This window comes from Nocardia iowensis (assembly GCF_019222765.1).
Taxonomy (GTDB): Bacteria; Actinomycetota; Actinomycetes; order Mycobacteriales; family Mycobacteriaceae; genus Nocardia; species Nocardia iowensis.
The window spans coordinates 5027839-5049281 of the sequence record NZ_CP078145.1; the positions used below are offsets into that span (position 1 = coordinate 5027839).

At 66.6% G+C, this 21443-nt stretch carries 20 protein-coding genes; 8 read left to right on the forward strand and 12 right to left on the reverse strand.

Going from position 1 to position 21443, the window contains the following annotated elements; translation table 11 throughout:
* Positions 1–342: 342 nt before the first annotated feature.
* Positions 343–1068, reverse strand: coding sequence for a hypothetical protein (locus KV110_RS23100; protein ID WP_218469370.1), 726 nt, complete (start codon positions 1066–1068; stop codon positions 343–345).
* A 655-nt stretch (positions 1069–1723) separates the two neighbouring features.
* Positions 1724–2008: a hypothetical protein gene (locus KV110_RS23105; protein ID WP_218469371.1), complete on the reverse strand. Its 285-nt coding sequence runs from the start codon at positions 2006–2008 to the stop codon at positions 1724–1726.
* A gap of 288 nt (positions 2009–2296) precedes the next feature.
* Here KV110_RS23105 and KV110_RS23110 point away from each other — a divergent pair, with 288 nt between their 5' ends.
* Positions 2297–2623, forward strand: a complete 327-nt coding sequence (locus KV110_RS23110) for a hypothetical protein (RefSeq protein ID WP_218469372.1) — start codon at positions 2297–2299, stop codon at positions 2621–2623.
* On the forward strand, positions 2605–2928 hold the full coding sequence (locus tag KV110_RS23115) for a hypothetical protein (protein WP_218469373.1): 324 nt from the start codon (positions 2605–2607) through the stop codon (positions 2926–2928). The genes KV110_RS23110 and KV110_RS23115 overlap by 19 nt, the downstream gene beginning before the upstream one ends.
* 482 nt (positions 2929–3410) lie before the next feature.
* On the opposite strand, the gene KV110_RS23120 is transcribed toward KV110_RS23115, so the two are convergent.
* The 5 genes from KV110_RS23120 to KV110_RS23140 form a co-directional block, all read right to left on the reverse strand.
* Positions 3411–3992: a hypothetical protein gene (locus KV110_RS23120; protein WP_218469374.1), complete on the reverse strand. Its 582-nt coding sequence runs from the start codon at positions 3990–3992 to the stop codon at positions 3411–3413.
* Between the two features lie 364 nt (positions 3993–4356).
* A complete protein-coding gene (locus tag KV110_RS23125) occupies positions 4357–6258 on the reverse strand; it encodes an ABC transporter ATP-binding protein (RefSeq protein WP_246633923.1) in 1902 nt (633 codons plus the stop codon).
* Between the two features lie 26 nt (positions 6259–6284).
* Positions 6285–6470: a thiamine phosphate synthase gene (locus tag KV110_RS23130; protein ID WP_218469375.1), complete on the reverse strand. Its 186-nt coding sequence runs from the start codon at positions 6468–6470 to the stop codon at positions 6285–6287.
* Between the two features lie 135 nt (positions 6471–6605).
* On the reverse strand, positions 6606–7751 hold the full coding sequence (locus KV110_RS23135) for an FAD-dependent oxidoreductase (RefSeq protein WP_218469376.1): 1146 nt from the start codon (positions 7749–7751) through the stop codon (positions 6606–6608).
* Between the two features lie 156 nt (positions 7752–7907).
* On the reverse strand, positions 7908–8795 hold the full coding sequence (locus KV110_RS23140; RefSeq protein WP_218469377.1) for an alpha/beta hydrolase: 888 nt from the start codon (positions 8793–8795) through the stop codon (positions 7908–7910).
* Between the two features lie 77 nt (positions 8796–8872).
* Between KV110_RS23140 and KV110_RS23145 the strand changes: the two genes are divergently transcribed.
* Positions 8873–9577 (forward strand): TetR family transcriptional regulator, encoded by a 705-nt coding sequence (locus tag KV110_RS23145; RefSeq protein WP_218469378.1) that lies wholly within the window; start codon positions 8873–8875, stop codon positions 9575–9577.
* Between the two features lie 43 nt (positions 9578–9620).
* Here KV110_RS23145 and KV110_RS23150 read toward each other — a convergent pair whose 3' ends face one another.
* The gene (locus KV110_RS23150; RefSeq protein ID WP_218469379.1) at positions 9621–10541 is read right to left on the reverse strand and encodes an alpha/beta fold hydrolase; all 921 of its coding nucleotides are present in this window, start codon (positions 10539–10541) and stop codon (positions 9621–9623) included.
* A gap of 443 nt (positions 10542–10984) precedes the next feature.
* Between KV110_RS23150 and KV110_RS23155 the strand changes: the two genes are divergently transcribed.
* The 5 genes from KV110_RS23155 (at position 10985) to KV110_RS23175 (ending at position 16971) form a co-directional block, all read left to right on the forward strand.
* Entirely contained in the window at positions 10985–11320 is a 336-nt protein-coding gene (locus KV110_RS23155; RefSeq protein ID WP_218469380.1) for a nitroreductase/quinone reductase family protein, read from the forward strand.
* Positions 11321–11397: 77 nt separating this feature from the next.
* Positions 11398–12144, forward strand: coding sequence for a helix-turn-helix transcriptional regulator (locus KV110_RS23160; protein ID WP_246633924.1), 747 nt, complete (start codon positions 11398–11400; stop codon positions 12142–12144).
* Between the two features lie 98 nt (positions 12145–12242).
* Positions 12243–13055 (forward strand): VOC family protein, encoded by an 813-nt coding sequence (locus tag KV110_RS23165; RefSeq protein ID WP_218469381.1) that lies wholly within the window; start codon positions 12243–12245, stop codon positions 13053–13055.
* Positions 13056–13077: 22 nt separating this feature from the next.
* Entirely contained in the window at positions 13078–14013 is a 936-nt protein-coding gene (locus KV110_RS23170) for a Gfo/Idh/MocA family protein (RefSeq protein WP_218469382.1), read from the forward strand.
* Between the two features lie 138 nt (positions 14014–14151).
* The gene (locus KV110_RS23175; protein ID WP_218469383.1) at positions 14152–16971 is read left to right on the forward strand and encodes an outer membrane protein assembly factor BamB family protein; all 2820 of its coding nucleotides are present in this window, start codon (positions 14152–14154) and stop codon (positions 16969–16971) included.
* 64 nt (positions 16972–17035) lie between these two features.
* On the opposite strand, the gene KV110_RS23180 is transcribed toward KV110_RS23175, so the two are convergent.
* The 4 genes from KV110_RS23180 to KV110_RS23195 form a co-directional block, all read right to left on the reverse strand.
* Positions 17036–18559: an amidohydrolase family protein gene (locus KV110_RS23180; protein WP_218469384.1), complete on the reverse strand. Its 1524-nt coding sequence runs from the start codon at positions 18557–18559 to the stop codon at positions 17036–17038.
* A gap of 186 nt (positions 18560–18745) precedes the next feature.
* On the reverse strand, positions 18746–19396 hold the full coding sequence (locus tag KV110_RS23185; protein ID WP_218469385.1) for a response regulator: 651 nt from the start codon (positions 19394–19396) through the stop codon (positions 18746–18748).
* The gene (locus KV110_RS23190; protein ID WP_218469386.1) at positions 19393–20679 is read right to left on the reverse strand and encodes a sensor histidine kinase; all 1287 of its coding nucleotides are present in this window, start codon (positions 20677–20679) and stop codon (positions 19393–19395) included. The genes KV110_RS23185 and KV110_RS23190 overlap by 4 nt, the downstream gene beginning before the upstream one ends.
* 95 nt (positions 20680–20774) lie before the next feature.
* Positions 20775–21281 carry a hypothetical protein gene (locus KV110_RS23195; RefSeq protein WP_218469387.1) on the reverse strand — a complete coding sequence of 169 codons (507 nt, stop codon included), beginning with the start codon at positions 21279–21281 and terminating at the stop codon, positions 20775–20777.
* Positions 21282–21443: the final 162 nt, after the last annotated feature.

Here is a 21443-nt window from a genome sequence, read left to right on the forward strand (position 1 = left end):
GCCGTCGCGGCGACGCCCGACGCAGCGAGCAGGTGTCGGCTGCGACACCGCGGCGACCGGCGGTGATTCGGACGTTCGGCAACCGGCTGGCTCATCCTGGATGGCGAGTCAGCCGACGACACTCAACTCGGCACTACCGGACGTTCTGCGCCGCAGTCGATCTCGCCGCGCAGAACGCCCGCACCGCGGCATGTGCGTGCGTTCGCCGCGGAACCAGCCCGAGCCATGGCCGAGCGCTCAGTGGCATTCCGCACGTTCAAGCCCGATCTGGAGCTGGTCGAATCGCGCCGGTTATCCCAGCAGGAAAGACCCGCCGTGTCCCACCGTCATGACCTACAACGCCTAGGTCCCCGCCCTGAATAGGAGGCCCGCCAACGGCCCGATCAGCTTCTTGAAATCTCGCCGTATCTCCCCCGGCAACGAATCAACGAAGTCGCCCGGTTTCGGAAGATTGTCGGGTATGACATCAGCATCGTGTAGGACGTGAGCTTCGGTGTAATACGAGACAGCGTCCGGCAGTTCGGCAGCGGTGAACTGTTTGGTGCGCATGCTCGCCCAGTCGAGCTCGTGAGCGTATTCGATCGTGCACCCAGCAGCGGGAGGAGAGTCGAACGGGATCCCAGTACTGTGAGGCCTGCGAGCCCCTATGACCACAAGTTCTATGGGCCCTTCGAACCGCCAGCCTGGCGTCACTCCCGCCCTGGAGGCTACCGAGGCGACCTCGTCGGCGAAGCGCATCGCAGAGTCATAGTTCCAGTAGATAGCGCGCCGCTTAGTCCACCCTGTGGCGAGCGGGAGCGACTGTGTTTCGCCCCGGGAGCTGCGGCGTCCGTTGGGTGGTTCGTCCTTGTAGCCGTGGCATCCTGCCAAGTGCAGGTCCCAAAAGTCGCCGGACGATTTCGACCATTGAGTCCAGGCTCTGCTGTTGAAGCGGTTGTACAGCATCCGGTAGCCGAGTTCGTTCCAGAAGAGGATGCAGAGGTACCGGACTCCGTCTGGTCCCCATGGTTCGAACCGGATCTGGCGCAACCGTTCAGAGATGTCGTCCAAGCTTTCCGCTTCATCCATGGTGCAGCCCTTCTGCGCCGCAGCGCGTAGGAACCTCCATTCTGACCGCGCTCCGGATGTGCGGCGAGCAATTGGACCCGCATGCCGAAAAAGTTCAGGACCGGTCAGTCCGTGGAGGGCGTGGCGTCACGCCTGGCGTGACCGGCCCTCGGAACCGTCCACTGCCTCCGCCGCTGACAGGTGAGCTCAATCCTTCACAGTTAAGTAGCGGACGTTCTGTGCCGCAATCCATTTCGCCACGCAGAACGCCCGCCCAGCGGCAGATACGGACGTTCGCAGGACACGGGATCGGCGCTGCCGAGAAGATGACCTACCCGGCACCTCCTCGGCAGCTCGTATCCGAACTGGCACACCGTGATCGTGCGTCACCGCGCGTACCACGACAGAATTCGGTGCCGACCGCCGTATGGACGGGTCAGCCCACATCCACGCCGGGCCGGACGCTGCCGATGCAGACGTTCAAGAACGCGCGGGTCGCGGCAGCAGCGGACGTTCGGCCACGCTGCTGTTCATGCCCGTCGTCGCTGGTGCCGCTTGGATCGATATCGCTGCCTGCCGAGCGACTCGCGCCTGCTTTCGAGCCGACATCTGCTCGTCGATACGCTCATCCCATGATGAGCGCGACCCGATCGCCGCGACGACGTGCGTTGGACTACTACTGGGGGATCTGCCTGGTCGCGATAGTCGGCACAATTGCGTACTTCGCGGTGGCGAGCAATGGATCGGGGGCACTGACGTTGATGCTTCCGACCTGGGTAGCGTTCGTGGCGACATTTCCGTGGCTGTTGTTGGTGGAGACCGATCCTCGGGCCCGCCGCCATATATGCAGGGTCGCGATAGCTACTGCGGTGTCGTGTTTCGCGTTGACGAACGCCTTTTGGGCTGGGAGCAGCGATTTGAGTCTGCTGATGATGGTGTTTCCGTGTTGCACGGTGCTCATGCTGACGTTTCCGTGGCTGTCGCGACTGGAGTCCGACGCTCGAGCTCGCCGCCACATCTTGTGGATCACCGCGGCGTTGTTGATCTCTGGCACAACATGGTACGGCTCATGGTGGGGCCTGGGGTTCCTCGCTGTGCCTGCGGCTATATCAGTGCTGTTCGGTTACGCCTTCACGGTGAGGGCGGTAGTGCGGCAGGCGGGTCGTGTGTTCGGCTTTGGTGACAAAGCGGGGATGGGTGAGGAAATGCTGGATGCGGGACTCCGACAAGGTGAGGCAATCCCGCCAGCGTGACCTGCCGGGCGATACCGGCGTCCTCGTCCAACAGCGACAAGCCGCTCGCAACCCTGGACCAACAGCGCCTCGCGCCGCGAGTCACCACCTATTCGGCATTTGCGTGCGTTGAGAAGTACGCCTCGTTGTACTTCCCGCTGTCCGCGTACACCTTGGCCGCACCTGCGGTCGCGGAACCGATCTCCTTTATCGCCGAGAATCCAGAAGAGGAGGAGTTCAAGCTGGTCAAAAAGATCCAGGCTCGGTTGTGCGATGACGAGAACGACTACAAGCACGAGGATCGGTGGTATAAAACCATTAGAACATGGCACCGTACGAGCTGAAAAAGGCCACGTCTATCCCGGCGGAAACTCGCAAGAGTCTGTACCGAGATGCGAGCCTGAACCAGGAAACCTTGAAGAAGATGTGTCAAGGTATGAAGGAATATACCAAAGAGCTCAAGCAGTTCGTGATCGACTTGAAGGGCGATATCAAGCCGTGCTGTACAACAGAAAAGGGCCTGGAGGATTTCTTCAAAGACAAGCTCAAGGCGTTTCAGATAACGTTCCAGGCTGAGGACGAAACGGATGCCAAGAAGAAGGATGAGCTGTACGAGAAGGCAGAGTCATTGGCCAGTAAATATGAGTAACGAACCGACGAGCTACCGCCTGCAGCGGCAGTGATGCAGGTGCGCAGCGCTCTCGGGGCCAGCGGCAGATACGACGTCCGGTGCGAGTCAAGCCCTGTGGTACGCACATCGGCAGATCCGGAAGTTCGCCAGATCGACTGCCGGGCACCGGCTGCGGCCCGGCCGAACGCGCGGGTCGGATACGAGCGTCGCCGAAGGGCGGAATCCCCTGGTCCTTCGGCGACGCGCCCACTGACCTTCCGCGCTCCAGTGAAGCGCGCTCCACGATGCCGACGCGGCCGTCGAACACGCGCGCACCGCGGCAATATCGGATGTCCTGCGCCGCAGTTGATCTCGCCATGCAGAACGCGCGCCCAGCGGCGATGTCGGGCCTTAACCGGCGGCACGGGCGGCCGCTGATCACCATCAGCCGTACGCGACGCGCGGTATAGCCCGTGCCTCGAGGCGGGGGGTGACGTTCGGGAGCAGGCGAGGTCGGGGGCTCAGATCTCGGTACCGGTGAGCAAGTTCTGGAAGGCGGCTTTGAAGCCCATCAGCCGATCTGTCCAGATCCTGGTGGTGATCTTCCTCTTCTTCTCGGCCGTCAGTCCGGCCGCCTGCAATTCGGGCACGGCCGTGGTTCCAGCCTTTTCGATCTGCTGCACTAATGCCTCGTAGTAGTCGGATTGGAGATCTACCTCCGTACACAGCTTCTTCCTGGCTTTATCGGTGAGCTCGGCCGTGCCCAGGACCTTCAGACGAGCCTTGCCTATCGGGTCCTCGGGTGTGTCCGGCGTACCGAATGTCACCGGGAGAACGTTTTTGTACACGTTGTCGATATCCGCCAGCATCTCCGTGGACATCGAATTTGTGGTGCAGAACGCTTCGTTGAGCTTCTGATACTTCTCCGGCGTGATGATCTTCAGGTCGCTGTCGTCGTCGGGCAACGGAACCCGGAGCAGATAGCGTTTCAAGTCGTTGTCGTTCGGGGTCGGCTCCGCGGCGGCGGCGGCTCCGGCCAACACAGGGACCAGGATGGTCGAGATCGTGAGCGTGGAGAGCAGGAAAGCGCAGGGCTTCCGCATGCGGCAGACCTTCCGTCTCGTGTCCGGACGCTGTGCTCGGCCGGTCGGTGATTGATCGAACCTTTCCGCGGCCCGCCCTGCCCAGATCCGTGGCCAGGCACGGACATGGTGCTTCTCGAGCCGTCATGCGCCCGTACCTGGAGTGGCCGGCCGGAGGGATATTCGTTGCAGATGAGCATACGGATGGCAGACCCGGAAACTGTGCAGCACACTCAGGGTGATCAGGCGGTCACCAGATTCTTGGTTGTCCCATCGCCTGTGCTGCCGGCTCGATAGTGGAGGACCGTTGCTGCCGGTTTCGGTTCCACAGCACGGTCTCAATGGTGTCCCGGTACGCCTGGACGCGGTCGTCGCCGGGCAAGGGTTAGGCGGAGGCCCTGTGGTATGCCTGCGCCTGCAACGTGTAGAACTCGCGGTAGACGCCATCGCGGGCCATCAGCTCGTCGTGGCTGCCCTGTTCGATGACACGACCTTGTTCGAGCACGAATATTCGGTCGGCGTACCGGACCGTGGCCAGGCGGTGGGTGATCAGAACGACGGTGCGCTGAGCGGCATGCTTGCGAATCGTCTCGAAGATGGCATGCTCGGTGCGCGCATCTAGTGCGGCAGTCGGTTCATCGCAGATCAGCAGCGGGGCATCGCGATAGAGCCCGCGCGCCACGGCGATGCGTTGCCATTGCCCACCCGATAGCTCGACGCCGCCCTGATAGGTCGGGTCGAGCAGTGTATCGGCTCGTGCGGGCAGTCCGGCGAAAACCTCGTCGGCGCCGGATGCGCTGGTTGCTGCGGCAAATCCGGCGTTGGCTTCCCGATGGTCGTGGCGGCCGATGGTGACGTTCTGCCTTGCCGAGAACGGCCAGTGGGTGAAATTTTGGGCCACCACGGCAATTCGGTCACGCAGCGACATCAGATCGATCTCGCGCAGTGGCACACCGCCGTAGGTGACCGACCCGCTGTCGGGCTGGTAGAGGCCGCTGAGTATCTTGGCGAGAGTCGTTTTCCCGGAGCCGTTTTCGCCGACAATGGCGATGATCTCCCCCGGTTCGATGTCGATGCTGAGACTGTTCAACGCGGGCCGGTCCGCACTCGGATAAGTGAATGTGACGTCGCGGGCGACGATCCTGTCCACGTCCGCGGGTGCCGTCGTGCCGCCGCTGCGTTCCTGTCGCTGTGCGGCATGGTCGCGGAATTCGAGGTAGTCCCGAAAGAACAGCGCGTTCTCATAGCTCCAGTTCATGCTGTCCACAAGTCCTCGCAGGGAGTTCATGGCGGTGCGGATGGCGACGACCGCGGTGCCCGCCACGGCCAACGGCATTGCGGCAGTGAACAACAGCAGTCCCAGTGTCGCATAGACCCCTCCGACACCCAGGCTCGCAAGCGCCCCGCCGATGGCGCGGGTCTCCGCTTGCTTGCGCTCCAGACGCAAAGCTCGTTGCTGGACCAGCGCGGACAGCCGATCGAACTCGCCGAGTAGGAAGGAGCGCATTGTGTAAGCGCGGATCTCGGCGGCGGGCACCCGGTCGGCCATGAGATCGGTGAGGGTTTCCATCCTGCGCTCGGCGCCGCCGGTCGCTGCGTAGACCTCATAGCTCATTCGTGCCGACCGTACCGACGCCCACCAGGTCGGGGCGAGAGCGAGCAGCAACAACGGCACCAGCACGGGATGCAGGACACCCAGGACGCCAGCGATCATGGCCAGCCCGATGGCGGCGGACAGCAGCCGAAGGACACCGTCGAGCAGTGCCTCCATCGCATGGGGCGAGCGCAGGCGGATTCGATGCAAAGTGTTCTGGAAGGCGTCGTCGTCGAAGGCCACCAGCTCGACACTGGTTGTCAGCCTGAGCAATTGGATCTGGAGGCTACGGCGAAGCTGAGGGGTGAGTCGCGATCGTGTCCAGTCCGCGACCTCTCGCATCACGCCCCGACCGACCACCATCGCCGTCACGAGCAGCAGCGCGGGTGCTGCCGCGCGGATCCGGTCGGGAGTCGGCCCGGCCTCCAGGAGGTGATCGAGTATCGATGTCGTCGCCAACAATCCGACCGCCGTACCGATCTCGGCGATCAGCGTGCACAGCACCAACGCGGCGGTATCGCTCCGGCTTACCTGCCAGCACTCCCGAAGGACCCGGCCGAAGGTGGCCGGTAACTGTCGGGCCATAGTCCAGAAGCCGGTCGCGGCAACCGTCTCGTCGTATGCCGCCCACGGGTCGGCGGTCTTGTCGAGCGCTTCGTCGGAAACCGCCGGTGAATTCGGTCCATCGGGCACGGCGGAATCATGGTCGTCGAAAAGAGCTATGGCAAACCGTTTTCCAGCAAGCGTTGCTTCAACGCCCGCGCGGCGGCCTCAATGTTGCGGGCCTCGGTGATGGCACGCACGACGACCACTCGGTCGGCACCGGCGGCGAGCACCTCGTCCAGGCGCTCTCGGTCGATGCCACCGATGGCGAAGCACGGGCGGGCCGGGCCAGTTGCGCACACAGCGGGCGGATCCGGGCGAGGGCGCGACGCCGGGCTCGGGCCGCAGCGGGAAAGGCCCGGCCCAGCCGCCTGTTTCGGCGGCGAGGAGCAGAAAAACCGTTCTCGGTGGGTGTGGTGAGGCGGACTGAGTGGGGTTCAGCGGCGGTCGAGGCCGGACAGGCGCCAGGCCAGCCTGTTCCGTACAGCCGGAGCCTTCCCGGCCAGTGCCATGGCGGTGTTACGCAGCGGGCGCACGCGCGCCGAGGCGGTGGCGAGGTCGGTGAGCCGACTCGCGATGGCGACCACGGCGTCGGCGGTGCGGCGCCGGGCGGCGGCGTAGTCGTCGAGCAAGCTGTCCGGTTCCCCGGCCAGGACCCGGGACAGGGTTGTCGCGGCGTTCACGGCGTCCTCGATTCCCAGGTTCATCCCTTGCCCGCCGGCGGGTGAGTGCACGTGGCCCGCGTCGCCGGCGAGCAGGACCCGGCCGTGGCGGAAGGTGTCGGCGATCCGGTGATGGACACGGAAACGCGAACCCCACACCACGTCGTCGACTGTTGCGGGGTTGGCCTGAGGTCCGCGTTCGTCGAGCAGCCCTTGCACGAACGCGATATCGGGATCGTGCGGAGCCTCGTCGACCGTGGCCACGATCCGGAATCGGTTGTCGGGCAACGGTGCAACCACCACGAGCCCGGCGGGTGAGAAATACAGGATCACTTCGTCCCTGGGCACCCCGCCGGAGAGATGGACGTCGGCGAGGGTGAACGATTCGGCGTAGGTGCCGCCGGTGAACCCGATACCCGACTGTTCCCGGACCAGGCTGTGCATTCCGTCGGCCCCGAGCAGGTAGCGGGCACCGATCGGTTCGCCGTCGGACAGCGCGGCGACGACCGAATCCGGTTGTTGGGTGAGACCGGTGACCACGGCCGGGCGGGTCACTTTCCCGCCGAGTTCGGTGAGCCGTTCCAGCAAGAATTTCTCGGTGTCGGCCTGCGAGATCATCAGGGTGTACGGGTAAGCGGTGGGCAGATCGCTGAACGGCACCGCCAGCAGCAGCCGATCCCGGTCGCGGATGGCGAAGGTCGGGGTGTGCACGCCCCGTTGCACCAACGCCGGGACCACGCCGTAGGGCTCGAGGATTTCCAAGGTGTGCGGATGTACCACCGCCGCGCGGGATGTGTTGGCGCCCTCGGCCTGCCGGTCCACGACCACAACGTCGTGGCCGAGTTGTTTCAGCGCCACCGCGGCGGTGAGGCCGACCGGTCCGGCTCCGACGATCAGAACGTCTGCGATCGGGGTGTTCATGGTGACTCCTTGGGGTCGAGTTCGGGTTTGTCGACGAGTGGTGGCCAACGGAAGTCGGCAAGCATGTGCCACGGAGATGCTCGGCGGCGAGAAGAGGAACCGGGCGTTCGGCCGCCGCGGGTTCCGGGCTGATGGGAGCGTAGATGTGGCGGGGTGTCAGACCTCGGCCTGTGCTCGCCGGTAGAAGTCGATCTGGTCGGCGACGACGGTGTCGCGGAACGACGGATCGGTGTAGAAGGAGAAATGTGTTCCGGGATAGACCCGCAACTCGCCCTCCGGGGCTGCCTCGGCCAGTTCGCGACTCGTAGCCACCGGTGTTTCGCGGTCGTCGGCGGCGGCACAGACCAGCAATGGGCACGACAGCCGCCCGGCGGCCGCGCCGGGTCGGTAGCGCATCATGCTCAGCAGCGCTCGGGGCGCGATCCTATTGCGCCACAAAGTTTCTCCACCGCCGGTGAGGGTGCGGATGTGGTTGTCCGCTTCCGATGTCGCGGTGACGGCAAGTTCACCCGGACGGCCGACCATCGGAATGTAGTACGGCCGCATGCCCGCGGCGCCACGCAGTCGGTCGTAGACAATCGCACCGAGCAGTTTCCAGGTCTCACGGGCCTTTCTGCCCTCGACCTGCTTCGGGAACCCGTTGAACGGTATCTGCGCCACGACGGCCCCGATGCGTGGGTCGTCGGCCGCGACGGCCACCGCGTGTGCCCCGCCGAGAGAATTGCCCCACAGCAGTATTCGCTCGGCGTCGATGCGTTCGTGTGAGCGGGCGAACGCCACCGCGGCACGGATATCGGCGAGCTGGCCGCCGATATCGGGAAGCTGCCGTGGTTCGCCGGCGCTCTCGCCGAAGCTGCGGTAATCGAACACGAGAGCCGCGAAGCCGGCGCTCGCGAAACGTTCGGCATAGTCGAACAGCCGGTCCATCGTTCCGCTGAAGCCGTGGCAGAGCACGACACAGGGCAGGCCTACGGTCTCGGCGGGAAGTGTGAGATATCCGGCGCACCGGGTTCCGGCGGCGTTGAACGAGACTTTGGTTCGCATACGGATCGCCCCTACGGCAATAGACTGACTATCGGTAAGCACCATAGCGAATCTCCTGACCGTAGGTAAGTGGTTGAATGACATTCGAGCGAATCCTGGCGGCGGCGCGCACCCTGTTCGCCGCCCGCGGCTACCGCGCGACCTCGATGCAGGCCATCGCGGACGAGGTGGGTATCACCAAGGCCGGCCTCTACTACTACTTCGACTCCAAAGACACGATCCTGCACCAGCTCACCCGGCCGCTGCTCGACGAACTGGACGCGGTGCTGGCCGCGGCCGAGTCCGAACCGACCGCAGAGGCGGTGCGGTGGCGCGCGATCGAAGGCTACGTCGATGTGCACCTGCGTCACCGCCACACGCTGACCATGCTCGTCAGAGATATGACCCTGCTGGTCGAGGCCCCGGTCGGCGACCGTTTCCGGACCGCGATCGCCTTGGCTAACGAGCTGGTGGCGGGTCCAGGGGCCGGGATCGAGCAGCGGGTGCGGGCCTCCCAGGTGGTTGCGGGCCTGGCCGATCCGGTGGTGCTGTTCCGCCACGAACCGGCCGACCGGCTCCGGTGGCTGATCCTGGACGGCGCCCGGGCGCTGCTGGGTGAACCAGGCCCGGCTCGGCCGCGCGGGCGGGCCAGAGGCCGTAACGGCGGGCGGCCCGTGAAGCTCACCGGCGAACAGGTCGAACAGGCGCGCTCGCTGTACGCCGACGGTGCCGACGCCGAGGAACTCGCCCATCGGTTCGGCGTATCGCGCGCGACTCTCTACCGCCATCTCAAAAACAAATAGTTATGAGATCTGATTATGAGATGCGACCTCCCGGCCCTGCTCGTCAGCGCAGGAATTCGCTGATCATCGAATTGGCTGGGGTCGGGCAGTCCTCATGGACGGTGTGTCCGCAACCGGGGAGGGTGGCCGCGGTGGCACCCGGGATCCGTGCCGCCAGTCCGTGCGCCTGCGAGGCGGGCAGCCAGGTGTCCTCGGCGCCCCAGAGCACCAGCGTGGGCGCGGTGATCCGGCCGAGCCAGGCGTCGGTGAGCCGATAGTCGAGGTTGCGCCACAGTGCCAGGAAGCCGGCACGGTTGGCGGGCCGGGAGAATGGTGCGTAGAGCTCGTCGATTACCTCGTCGGTTACCAGTTCGCGGTTGTGGAAGGTGCCGCGGATGCTCTCGGCATACAAGGTACGGTCGGTCAGGGTGGTGGCTAGCTCGCCGAGCACGGGTGTGGTGAACAACGGTGTGGTTGGGGCCTTTTCGGCGTCCAGTCCGGGCGCGTCGAGCAGGACGAGGCGTTCGACGCGGTCGGGGTGCTCTTCGGCGAAGTACAGGCTCCAGGCCCCGCCCCAGGAGTGGCCAACGAGAGCTGCCCGGTGCAGACCGAGGGCATCGAGGAAAGTCGCGAGCGCCCGCGACATGGCGGGCAGGTCGTAGGCGAAATCGCGCCGGTGCAGTTCGGTGAATCCCTGGCTGGGTAGGTCTACGGTGTAGACGGTGTGCTCAGCCGCCAGAGCCGGGACCGTATCCCGCCAGGAATACCCCCACAGCCCACCCCCGGCGATCAGCACGACGGGCGACCCGGCGCCGGTCCGGGTGTAGTGGAAGCGAGCGAGATCGGTGTCCACGAACGAGGACTCCACACGAGTCAGGTACTGCGAACTCTGCGGCTGTCCCGATGCCACGGGGGCGTGGATCGTGAGCGCGCCGACCAACGCGACCGCCACGGCGGCGAATGTTTTGAGCAGCTTCGATGTCATTGCGGAACCTTCTGACGAACGGATCTTTCTGCTACTTGGACAGGAGAGCGCAGCTCGCTGTGACGAGGTGTGCGTCAAGTCACACCTCGGCCGTGTCGCTTGCCTTTTGAAGCGTGCTCGTAATGCACAGACAACTCGAGGGACGAGGCGATCGAACTCGTCGAAAGTCACGCCGCAAAAGTCCTCATCATCGAACACATCCGCCGTCAACGTGACGTGCACGGAAATCGGCCTTGCCGCGCGTTCGGTGGTGCGCGGTACACGCCGCGCAAGCGGTAATGAACGACGTTGCCCGCCAACATCAGATGCGCTGAACCGGGAGCAAGCCGCGTCATCCATCTGTTGGATGTATCCAACGCAACAACGATGCGTTGGAGGTCAACCGCAGGTCGCTCCCGCCGCCTCCTCGAACCTCAGCGTTGACTTCAACCAGGAGCTCGAAAGTGAACAATCAGGCCATGCGCGTACTCGCCCGGTTCAACCGGCACGTGACAAACCCCGCGTTCCGCGCGGTCGCCGCACACGTCCCCGGCTACGCCAACGTCGTACACACCGGCCGACGAACCGGCCGCCGCTACCGCACACCGGTCGGGATCACCTGGCAGCGCAACGAACTTCGGATCGCATTGAACTACGGGATGCACAGCGACTGGGTAAAGAATGTGCTCGCCGCAGACAGCCTCACGCTCGACCACAGGGGTAAGCGCATCACGCTGACCGAGCCGCGAGTAGCCCAGATCGGCGGCCGAGACTTCCTGCTGGCGACGATCCCCCGCTGACCCCAAGCCAATGCCCGTCCCGGCTGGTCCAGGTAATAGGACGGCCGATGACCTATTGGTCTGGGAGGATGGCGTTCGTGCGTGATCCCTCAGGTCGGCTGCTGCGACTGCTGTCGTTGCTGCAGTCCCCGCGCGAATGGACTGGTGTGGAGCTGGCCGAACGCCTCGGCGTCAGCCCGCGCACGATACGTCGTGATGTCGATCGATTGCGCGCATTGGGCTACCCGGTCGACGCCACCCAGGGCAACGTCGGCGGCTACCGCCTGACCGCGGGCGCTGCGATGCCGCCGCTGGTTCTCGCGAGTTCCTCTGTCGCACAAGAGAAGATCCGTTTCACCTACCGCAGACCCGGCGACGCCTCCAGCAAACGCCTGGTCGAACCGCACCAGCTCGTCGCGGCGGGCCGCCGCTGGTATCTGATCGCCTTCGACAACGACCGCGACGACTGGCGCACCTTCCGCGCCGACCGCTTGGCCGACATCCACCGCACCGGCGTGCGGGTACCTCGGCGGGATCTGCCCGGCGGGGTCGACGCGGCCGACTGGCTCACCAGGTCACTGACCGCCGCGTCCGGCTCCGTTCGCGCCCACGTTCGGCTACACGTGCCGCTCGCATCCGCCGCCAGCCGGGTACCGCGCGAAACGGCCTGCTCGAAGCCATCGACGACCACCTGTCTGCTCACCACCTACCCCGACAGCCCTTCGTACCTCGCCCGCGCCATCGCGTTGCTCCCTGTCGGCTACACCGTGCTCGACCCGGCAGAGGTCATCGCACAACTGCGAGCACTCACCGATCGCGCCACCAGAGCCCTGCATTCACCGTGATCTGAACCTCATGTCTCCGCCGGTCTAATAGGCCTTTCGCTGACCTATTGGCTTCCTACGGTGGCTGGGTAAGCACGCAACCACAGCCAGGAGGAATCATGGGGTTCTTGTCCCCGGGCCAGGTCGTCTGGTTCGAAATCGGTACCCACGACGCCGCGATCGTCGAGAAGTTCTACAGCCAGCTCTTGGGTTGGCGTTTCGAGGTCGATCCCGACTCTTCGGTCGACGGCCGCCGCTACATCCGCATCATGGCACCCTCGGCGCCGTGGCCGATGGGCGCGATCAACGAAAACCCTTCCGGCGGTCAGCAACTCAACATCTCCGTCTTCTCCAACGACGTAGCGGGAGACACCGAACGCCTCACCGGACTCGGTGCCCGGGTCCTGGTTCCACCCACCCAGGTCGCCGAGGTGACCTCATTCGCGGTGCTGGCCGACCCGCAAGGCAATCCGTTCTCGCTGTTCTCACGCACCGAGCGCGAAGACCTCAAAGACCGCGCCGAAGCGACCGAGGAACACATGACCCAGTCCGCTGACGCCCCGGCACCGGGCTCGATGGCCTGGTTCGAGATCGGCACCACCGATTTCCACACCAGCCGCGACTTCTACACACAGGCCTTCGGCTGGCGGTTCGAGTTCGACGAATCCGCCGGCGGCAAACCGTATTACAGCATTTTCACCGGTAACCAGTGGCCTGCCGGTGGTCTGTACGACCACGGCGCCGATGGCCAGGACTACCTGATGCCGAGCTTCCTCACCGACGATGTGCCCGCCACGACCGACACCGCCGAAACCCTCGGCGCTGTCGTGGAATTCGGGCCCGACTCGAACCCTGACGGACTGGTGTACTCGCGCATCGTGGACCCCAATGGCAACCGGTTCGGGTTGTTCACCGCCGCCACCCAAGCCTGAGCTGAAGAAGGGAATTACGCGAATGAAGATCGCTTTGCTGGGAACCGGATTCGGGCAAGCCCACGCCCAGGTGTACGCCGCCCGCGGCGACGTCGAGGTCGTGGTGTTCGGCCGCACCCCGGCCGCGCTGGAACGCATCCATGACAGCTACGGCTTTCCGACCACGACGGACCTGGACAGCCTTTACGACGACCCGACGATCGACCTGATCGATATCTGCCTGCCGACCGCACTGCACGCAGAGCACGCGTTGCGCGGTGTGGCGGCGGGCAAGCACGTGCTCTGTGAGCTTCCGCTGGCCTTGACGATGGCCGACGCCCAACGGGTCACCGCGGCGGCGGAAGCCGGTGACCGCCAAGTGTTCGTGGACATGTTCGACCGGTTCGGCCCGGCCAACCGAATCCTGTTCGACGCGGTCCAGGCGGACACCTACGGGACGCTGCTGGAGCTGGAACTCGAACTGCACACCGCGCTGCGCTGGCCGGGCTACGACCTCGGATTGGACTCCATCGCCCTGGATGTCATGCACGGCGACCTCGACATCGTCAGCCAAGTGCTCGGCGTCCCCGAATCGGTGTCTACCACCGCAGTCCCTGGCGGACAACGTGGTTCGGCCGCCCACGCGACCCTCACCTACCCGCACGCGGTGGCTCGGGTGAGCGCGTCGTCACTGATGCCCGACCCCTACGGCACGCGCGGCGGCTACCGTGCCACCTTCACCGACGGCATCCTCGAACACCACTTCGGCGATGGGGAGGATTCGACCGTTGTCGAGTACACCTCCGCTGGGCGTCGCGCCCTCGCCGCCGAGGGACCGGACACCTACACCGCGATGATCGAGCACGTGCTGACCTGCCTGCGTGGCGAGACCGAAAACCGCATCGCCCTGTCGAGCGTGCTCGACGCACTCGCGGTCACCCTCGACATCCATCAGGCAATCCAGCACGAGTCGCGATGAATCTCCATTGAGGTTGTCCCGCCACCCAATTGCAGCCGAGCCACTGCTCGGTGGCGGGACTGAACATCGGTGGTACAGCGGGCGAACTGTGGCGGTAGGAGGTGTCACCGCGGGTGCGGGTCTCATAGTTTTCATTCCGTGTGGAAATGTCTGCTCTGTCTGTTCATCACCCTGACGGTGATCACCGTTCCCGGTCCGGCTCACGCGGCGGCGGGTGAATCAGCCGAAGCACGCGGCGCGGTCTTCGTCGACGAAAACGGCAACGGTGTGCGCGATGGTGGTGAGCGGGGGCTGCCGGGCGTATCGGTCACCGACGGATCGGCCTGGGCGACGACCGGCGCGGACGGCGATTACCGCCTGCGGATCGATCCGCGGCGCCGGGAAACCGATCTGATCCAAGTCGTTTCACCGGATGGGTACACGCCGGTGCTGCGCGAGGATTCCGTCCCACGGTTCTTCCGCCCGCTCGCCGAGGGCGTACCCGAACAGGACGGCATCGACTTCGCCCTGGTCCCCGACACCCACGCCGCCGATCCGCGTGAGCGGTGGCTGATGGTGTCGGACACCGAGACCGACAATCGCAGCGACACGTCCGCCGCCACCACGCTGGCCCAGTGGACCGGGCAGGTCCAGGCCATGGCGCGGAACCGGGAGGCCACCGTCGCCATCGCGACCGGTGACATCACCGTCACCGACTACACCGCGCCGGATCGACGCCAGGGCAGCTTCGACATCCTGCGAACCGGTCTGACCAGGGGCGGCTTCGGCCGCCCGTTCTACCCGGTGATGGGCAACCACGACGCGGGCGGCACCGGAACGACGTCCGGGTACGCCGCGAGCATGGAGGTCTACCGGCGGAATATGGGACCGGAGTGGTACAGCTTCGACCGCAACGGCCGTCACATGGTGGTGCTGGAGAACAACTACGACACCGCGGGGCTGGCTCCGCAACTGCAATGGTTACGCGAGGATCTGCGCCGACACGGTGCGGGCAAGCAGGTGTTCGTCTTCGCCCATCGGTCGCTGTTCACCAAATTCGGTGCGGGACAGTCTATTCAGCCGATAGTCGATGAACTCGCACACTTCGACACGCGAATGTTCGCCGCTGGCCACAACCAGCAGAGCGAGTTCCGCCGCGGCGCTTTCCCGCGCTCGGTGGAGGTGAACAACATGGGCGCGACCTACGGCATCGATGGCGCACGACCCGGCTACCAGGTGCTCGACTTCTCCGGCATCACCGACGACCCGGCGACACCGCAGAACGAGGACACCGGCTATGTCTCCGGCGACCACCGCCAGTTCTTCGTGCACGACCGGACGGCGCTGGTGAGCCCCGCACCGAACAGCGTCCACCACGCCGGCGCCCCGATCCCGGTGGATCTGCACATCGAGGACGACGGCCGGACCCCGGCGAGCGCCCAGGTCCGGGTGCGCGACGACCGCGGCGGCGACGCGTGGCACGCGGACCTGCGCTTCGGCACCACCAACAGTCGACCCGGCAGGGTGAACTGCTACTCGCCGCCCGGCGGGCGCACCGAGCCGTGCCCGGCCATCCGAGCCAATTGGGCGACCGCACACGACAGCATCCCGGATCTGCGGCCGGGGACCTATCGCATCGAGGTGACCGCGACCGGTACGTCGGCCGAGCAGTGGCCGACCATGCACGGCACTTTCCACGTGGATGAGCAGTCGCCGCTCCCGGCGCATGGTGCCGACTGGCCCCGCCAGGGCGGCAACGAATCGGGCGGATCGGCAGCGGCTTCCGACCCGGGCGCCGAGCTGGACCAACGGTGGTCGGCCAATACCGGCGAACACTTCGGCCTCGACGGCGCCGCCGTGGCCGGCGACACCGTGATCGTGACCTCCCAGGCCTTCGCCTCCCCGTACCACCAGGTGCTGGCCTACCACCGCGATACCGGCCGCGAGCTGTGGCGGACCTATCTGGACGGTGACGCCGAATCCTTTCCCACGGTGCAGGGCGGCCGGGTCTATCTCACCACCGGCGTCGGCCGGGTCTACGCGCTCGCCTTGGACACCGGGGCCGTGGTGTGGGAGACCATCGACGACGAACACCGCACCGGCGACACCGTACGCCGGTACGGCCGGGCGGGCGGCCCGGTGAGCGTCTTCGACCTGCCCGGGCAGAACCGCGCGGTCACGGTTTATCAGCAGTACGACCGGATCGTCTGCCGCGACGCCGCGACCGGAGACCGACTACGCGGCGGCTTCACCGCACCCGCGGGGTGGGGCGAGTTCCACAGCACTGCCGTGCGCGGCAGCGACGCGACAACGGCCTACCTGCACTCGGGATCGAGCCAGACCCTGATCGCCATGGACCTGTCCACTTGCGCCCGCCGGTACTCCGTCGACACCGCGGGCGGACTGTTCAGCCACTCCTCCCCCGCGCTCACCGACTCCGATCGCCACCTGATCACGATGACCGCAGGTGGACTGACCGGTCACGACCCGCGCGACGGGCGCGCACTCTGGCACGCCGACATCCCCGGCAGCGCATGCGAACCCGGGCCGCCCCCGGTGACCAGTCCCGCGGTCCGCGGGCAGCTGGTCTATGTCGCGTCGGCCGATGGCAAAGTCCGCGCGTTCGACAGTCTGGCGAGCAAACCGGCGCAACCCTTGTGGGAGACCGGCGTCGGTTATCTGCCGGGCACCGGCCCGCTCGACGACCCCGCGCGGGTGGCCGCGGGCTGCACGGCCGCGCCCGATGCGCCCGCGATGCACGCGCTGACCACCGAGACCGTGGTCTACGCGGGCACCTGGGACGGCAGGCTGGTGGTACTGGACCGCCGGACCGGAAAGCTGTTGCAGCAGTACGACCTCGGCGGCGCGGTCGCCTCCGCGATGTCGGTGACCGGCGACTGGCTGTTCGCCCTCACCACCGACGGCACCGTGCACGCATTCGCCCGCCGCACCCCGACGGCCGAGCAGCCTGGCACCTGACTATCGGTCTCGCGGCGGGGATTTCGAGGAGCCGGAGCACGCCAGCTCTGGACGAGGACGGATGTCAAGGGTGGCAGCAGGAGTCGGGCGTCGCGGTCGGCGCCTCATCGGGTTCACTTGCGGCTGCCTCGATTTCGGCCAGCATGCGGGTACGGTCCTGCGGGCCGAGGTAGCGGCCGCGGGTGATGACCGCGTGGATCCGGCGGGTGTTGGTGATGTCGGCCAGTGGGTCGGCCTCCAGCACAACGAGATCAGCCTGCTTACCGACGGCTATGGTGCCCGTCTCGTGCGCGCGGCCGAGGCACTGTGCCGCGTCGCGGGTGGCCGATTGCAGGGCGGCCATCGGCGACAGCCCGGCGCGCACGAGCAGCGCCAGTTCGTCGTGCAGCGCGAAACCGGGGAACACATACGTGTAGCCCGCGTCGGTGCCCGCCACGATGCCAACGCCAGCCTCGTGCATAGCGTTGAGCAGCCGTAGCCGCGCGTCGCCGAACCGAAGCAGCTCGGCCACTTCCTGCGGGGTGCGCGGTGGCCGGACCCGCATCCTCGCCAGCCATATCGCCCGCAACGAGATCGGGATGTAGCGCAGCCGATCCTGCACCACGGGATCGCCCAGGATGGTCTCGGGCGACAGTGACATCTGCCGTTCGACGAACAACGTCGGCGACTGCCAGATGCCGCGCTCGACCATCCGCGTGAACAGCGCCTCGGCGCGCGCCGGGTCGTGCGTGGCCACGGCCTCGCGCTCGATCCGGTGCAGCTGAAGGCCCCACCAGTTCGGGTCGGTCGGGTCGTCCGGCATGGCGGTGAGCTGTGCGTACAGTTCCTCAGCGTTGTGCGATGTCGACGTGAACAGGTTGTAGAGGTGCTCGTGCGTGTGCTGGCCGCGCTCGACCGCGACCTGAACGGGCACCCGTGCGGGGACGTGACCGGCGAACGGCAGCCCCACCTTGCCGGACTCGTCGGCGATAGCGGCGTAGCACTCCGGCGACAGGAACGAATACACCTTGACGAAGTCGGCGCCTCCGTCCTTGGCTCGGTGCACGGCCGCGCGCGCCTCGGCCTCGGTCCGCACCAGGTCGACATCCGGCCACGGGCTGCCCGGACCGTCGATGACGGTGCTCGCGATCACTAGCCGAGGACCGAGCACCTCCCCGGCCTCGACGCGCCGCCGCAAGTCGTGGGTTTCCGGCACACCCCACATGTCGCGGATGCCGGTGACGCCGTGCACGACATGCAGTAGAGCGATGGTGCTCTCGAAGAACGTCGAATGGGCATGTAGATCCCACAAGCCTGGGATCACGTACTTCCCATCGAGGTCCACCACTCGAACGCCGGACAGACGCGGCACTTCCGGGTGCTGGCCCACCGCCAGGATGCGATCCCCGGACAGCACCACTGTCGAGTTCCGCGCCGGTGGCTGCCCCGTTCCGTCAATGACCGTGGCACGCACCAGCACCGTGATGTCCGGTGCGGCGGCGGCTGGTCGCCCGGCGCCCAGCGCACCACCGGCCACCGCTGCCCCGAATGTTCCTCTCGCCAGCCAGGACAGGAACTCCCGGCGCTCGACATCCCCCCACGACTCCATCGCGAGCCCTCCCTGTCGCTGTTCAGCACTGGAACGCTGTGGCTACCACCATCTTTCCGGCCGATTCCGCGCGGTTCAACTCGACTTCGCGACACCGTGCCCGCGCGGTCGCACAGTTCCGCCACCAGTGTTGACAGCTCACTCGGTGGCGATTCTGCCGACGGCTGCTCGACTCTCGATCGCGCGTCAGCTCATCAGGCCGCTCTGATACGCCAGGACAACGGCCTGGGTTCGGTCTCGGGAACCGGTCTTGGCGATCACGTGCGCGACATGGGTGCGGGTGGTCGCCGCACTGATGAACAGTTCGGCGCTGATCTCGGCGTTGGAACGGCCGAGTGCCATGAGCACCAGCACTTCTCGTTCTCTGGCGGTCAGGGCCGAGAGCGTGGCCGGTGCGGTAGCCGCGCGGGGTCCGGCGCGGCGCAGGGCGCCCAGGACGCTGCCGACAATGGCGGGATCGAGCCAGCCGTCGCCTGCGGCGCAGCGGCGGATGGCTTCGACGAGATCGGCTGGGGCCGCGTGTTTGAGCAGGAAGCCGCTCGCGCCCGCGGCGAGTGCCTCCTGGACGGCGGTGTCTTCGTGAAAAGTGGTGAGCACCAGGACGGCCGGTGCGTCCGGGGTGGCGGTGATCGCCCTGGTGGCTCCGACACCGTCCAGGATCGGCATCCGCAGATCCATCAGGACTACTTGGGGTGCAAGGGTTTTCACCGCATCCACGGCAGCGGCGCCGTCACCGACCTCGCCAACTACCTCGATGTCCGGCGCTGCGCCGAGCAACATGACGCAGCCCGCGCGCACCAGCGCCTCGTCCTCGGCGACGAGCACGGTGATCGTCACGGCACCTCTATCGATGTGTGAGCGGGCAGCGTCGCGTGGACGCACCAGCCGTCGTCGTCCGGTCCGCCGGTCAACGTGCCGCCCAAAGCGTCGAGGCGTTCCCGGAGGCCGCGCAGCCCGGTGCCGGACGACAGTGCCGCGGCAGCAGGCGTCGGGTGGCCGCCGGTACTGCGGACGGTGAGGTCGAGGGTGTCGTCGGTCCAGGCGATGCCGAGCGTGACCGTCGCGCCGCGGCCCGCGTGTTTGGTGACGTTGGTCAGCGCCTCCTGGACAAACCGATAGGCCGCGAGGTCGGCATCTGGGGCAAGTGGTCGCGGCGTGCCGGTGACGTCGACGCGCACGTGCAAGCCTGCGCGGCAGGCGGTTTCGAGCAGCCGCTCGATATCGGCGAACCTGGCCGGAGGTGCGTCGGCGGGATCGGGTGAGCGCAGCAGTCCGAGCATGGAATGCAGTTCGGTCATGGCCTGGGTACCCGCCTGCTCGATCACCTCGAGCGCCTGCCGCACACGGGGATCGGCGCCGGTGGCGAGCGCTCGGGCTGCCCCTGCGTGCAGGATCATGCCCGCCACCGCGCCCGTGACACTGTCGTGCAGTTCGTGTGCGAGTCGCAATCGCTGTGCGGCCAGCGCTTTTTCGGCCTCGGCGGCCAGGCGTTGCCGTTCGGCACGCGCGTGCTGTTCCCGCGCGTGGGCCAACCTGCCGAGGCCCCAAGCAATGGACAGAATGATCGCCCACGCCGCCGCGGCGGCGGCGAAGTCGCGCAATTGGGTCCCGGAGGGGACGGATTGCACGGATCGGTAGCTGAACAGGCCGAGCGGCAGAGCGGAGGCGACGAGGACGAGCCGGGCGGTAGAGCCGGGTACCCGGCTCGCCACCGCGTAGGCTGCCACGAGCAGGTAGGCGGCCGGATAATATTCCGGGACAACCAGATTGACGCTGGTGTAGAGCCAAACCACTACCCATACCCCCAGCGGGAACCGGTGCCGCAGCAGCAGCGCCACGCATAGACCGGTGGCGAGGGTGGGCACCGCCCACAGTGGCAGCGTTCCGCCGCCGGTCAGCTCCCGGTCCCCGCCCCAGAAGGCCAGATCCACGGCGCCGGTGACGAGCACCAGTGCCGCGTCGGCGACCCGGCGATGCAGGGCGGGCGACCGCCGCGGCTCGGTCACCGCACCGAGAGCTTCCTCGGTCGGTGGATCGGGTCCTGCCGTGGGTCCAGTGGACCCGCGAGCGGCGGCTGCTCCGCGCGGGCCGCCGCGACCCGCCACTGTCCGCCGCGTCATGGGCAGCAGTTTCCCACGAATCACGCCGACGGGTCGGCGGTTCTCCGCGCTCTCACCTGCCGAGATAGCGTCCTGGGCTAACGGATTCGGCGGGTTCAGCCGCCGCCGAAGAGACGGCGGATGAACCGGATCGGATCGTCCACGGGGATGCCGCCGAGGCCGGGCGGCAGCCCAGCCTCGGCGATCGCTTCCGCCAGCTGGATGTCGGGCGGCGGCGGTACCTCGGCGAGTACCGCGCGTACGGCGGCGACTATCTCGGCGTTGGTGGGTTCCGGGAACGGCTCGAGGCCAAGCGGATCGTCGCGCATCACGATCGGAACTCCCCGCACCGGCGCCGACGAGGCGACAGCGAACTCGAGCAGAACCAGATCCGGAGCCTTGGGAACCACCCGTACCTGCGCGACATCGATAACCTCGGCGATGTCGCGCTCGGCAGCGGACACACCGACCCGCAGTGCCCGCGGCCGGTCTGCGAGCGCCCGGTCCAGCGGCGGATGGACCAGCGCGAACTCCGGTTCGAGCAGCGTTGCCGCGCCGAGCAGTTCACCGGTCGCCCCGGCCTCGCCGACCGCGTACACCACGACCAAGGTCTGCCTCGTCATGCGCAGCAGTGTCGCACGAACGGTGCTGCTACGGCGGGGCGATGAGGGTTCTCATCGCGCTGCGGTAGCCGCGAAACACCGCAGCCGGCCGATTCGCGCGAGTGCCGTGTCCGGCCATTCTTGAGTCGTTCGATTCCCCGGCGATCAGGCCGAATCCGAGAA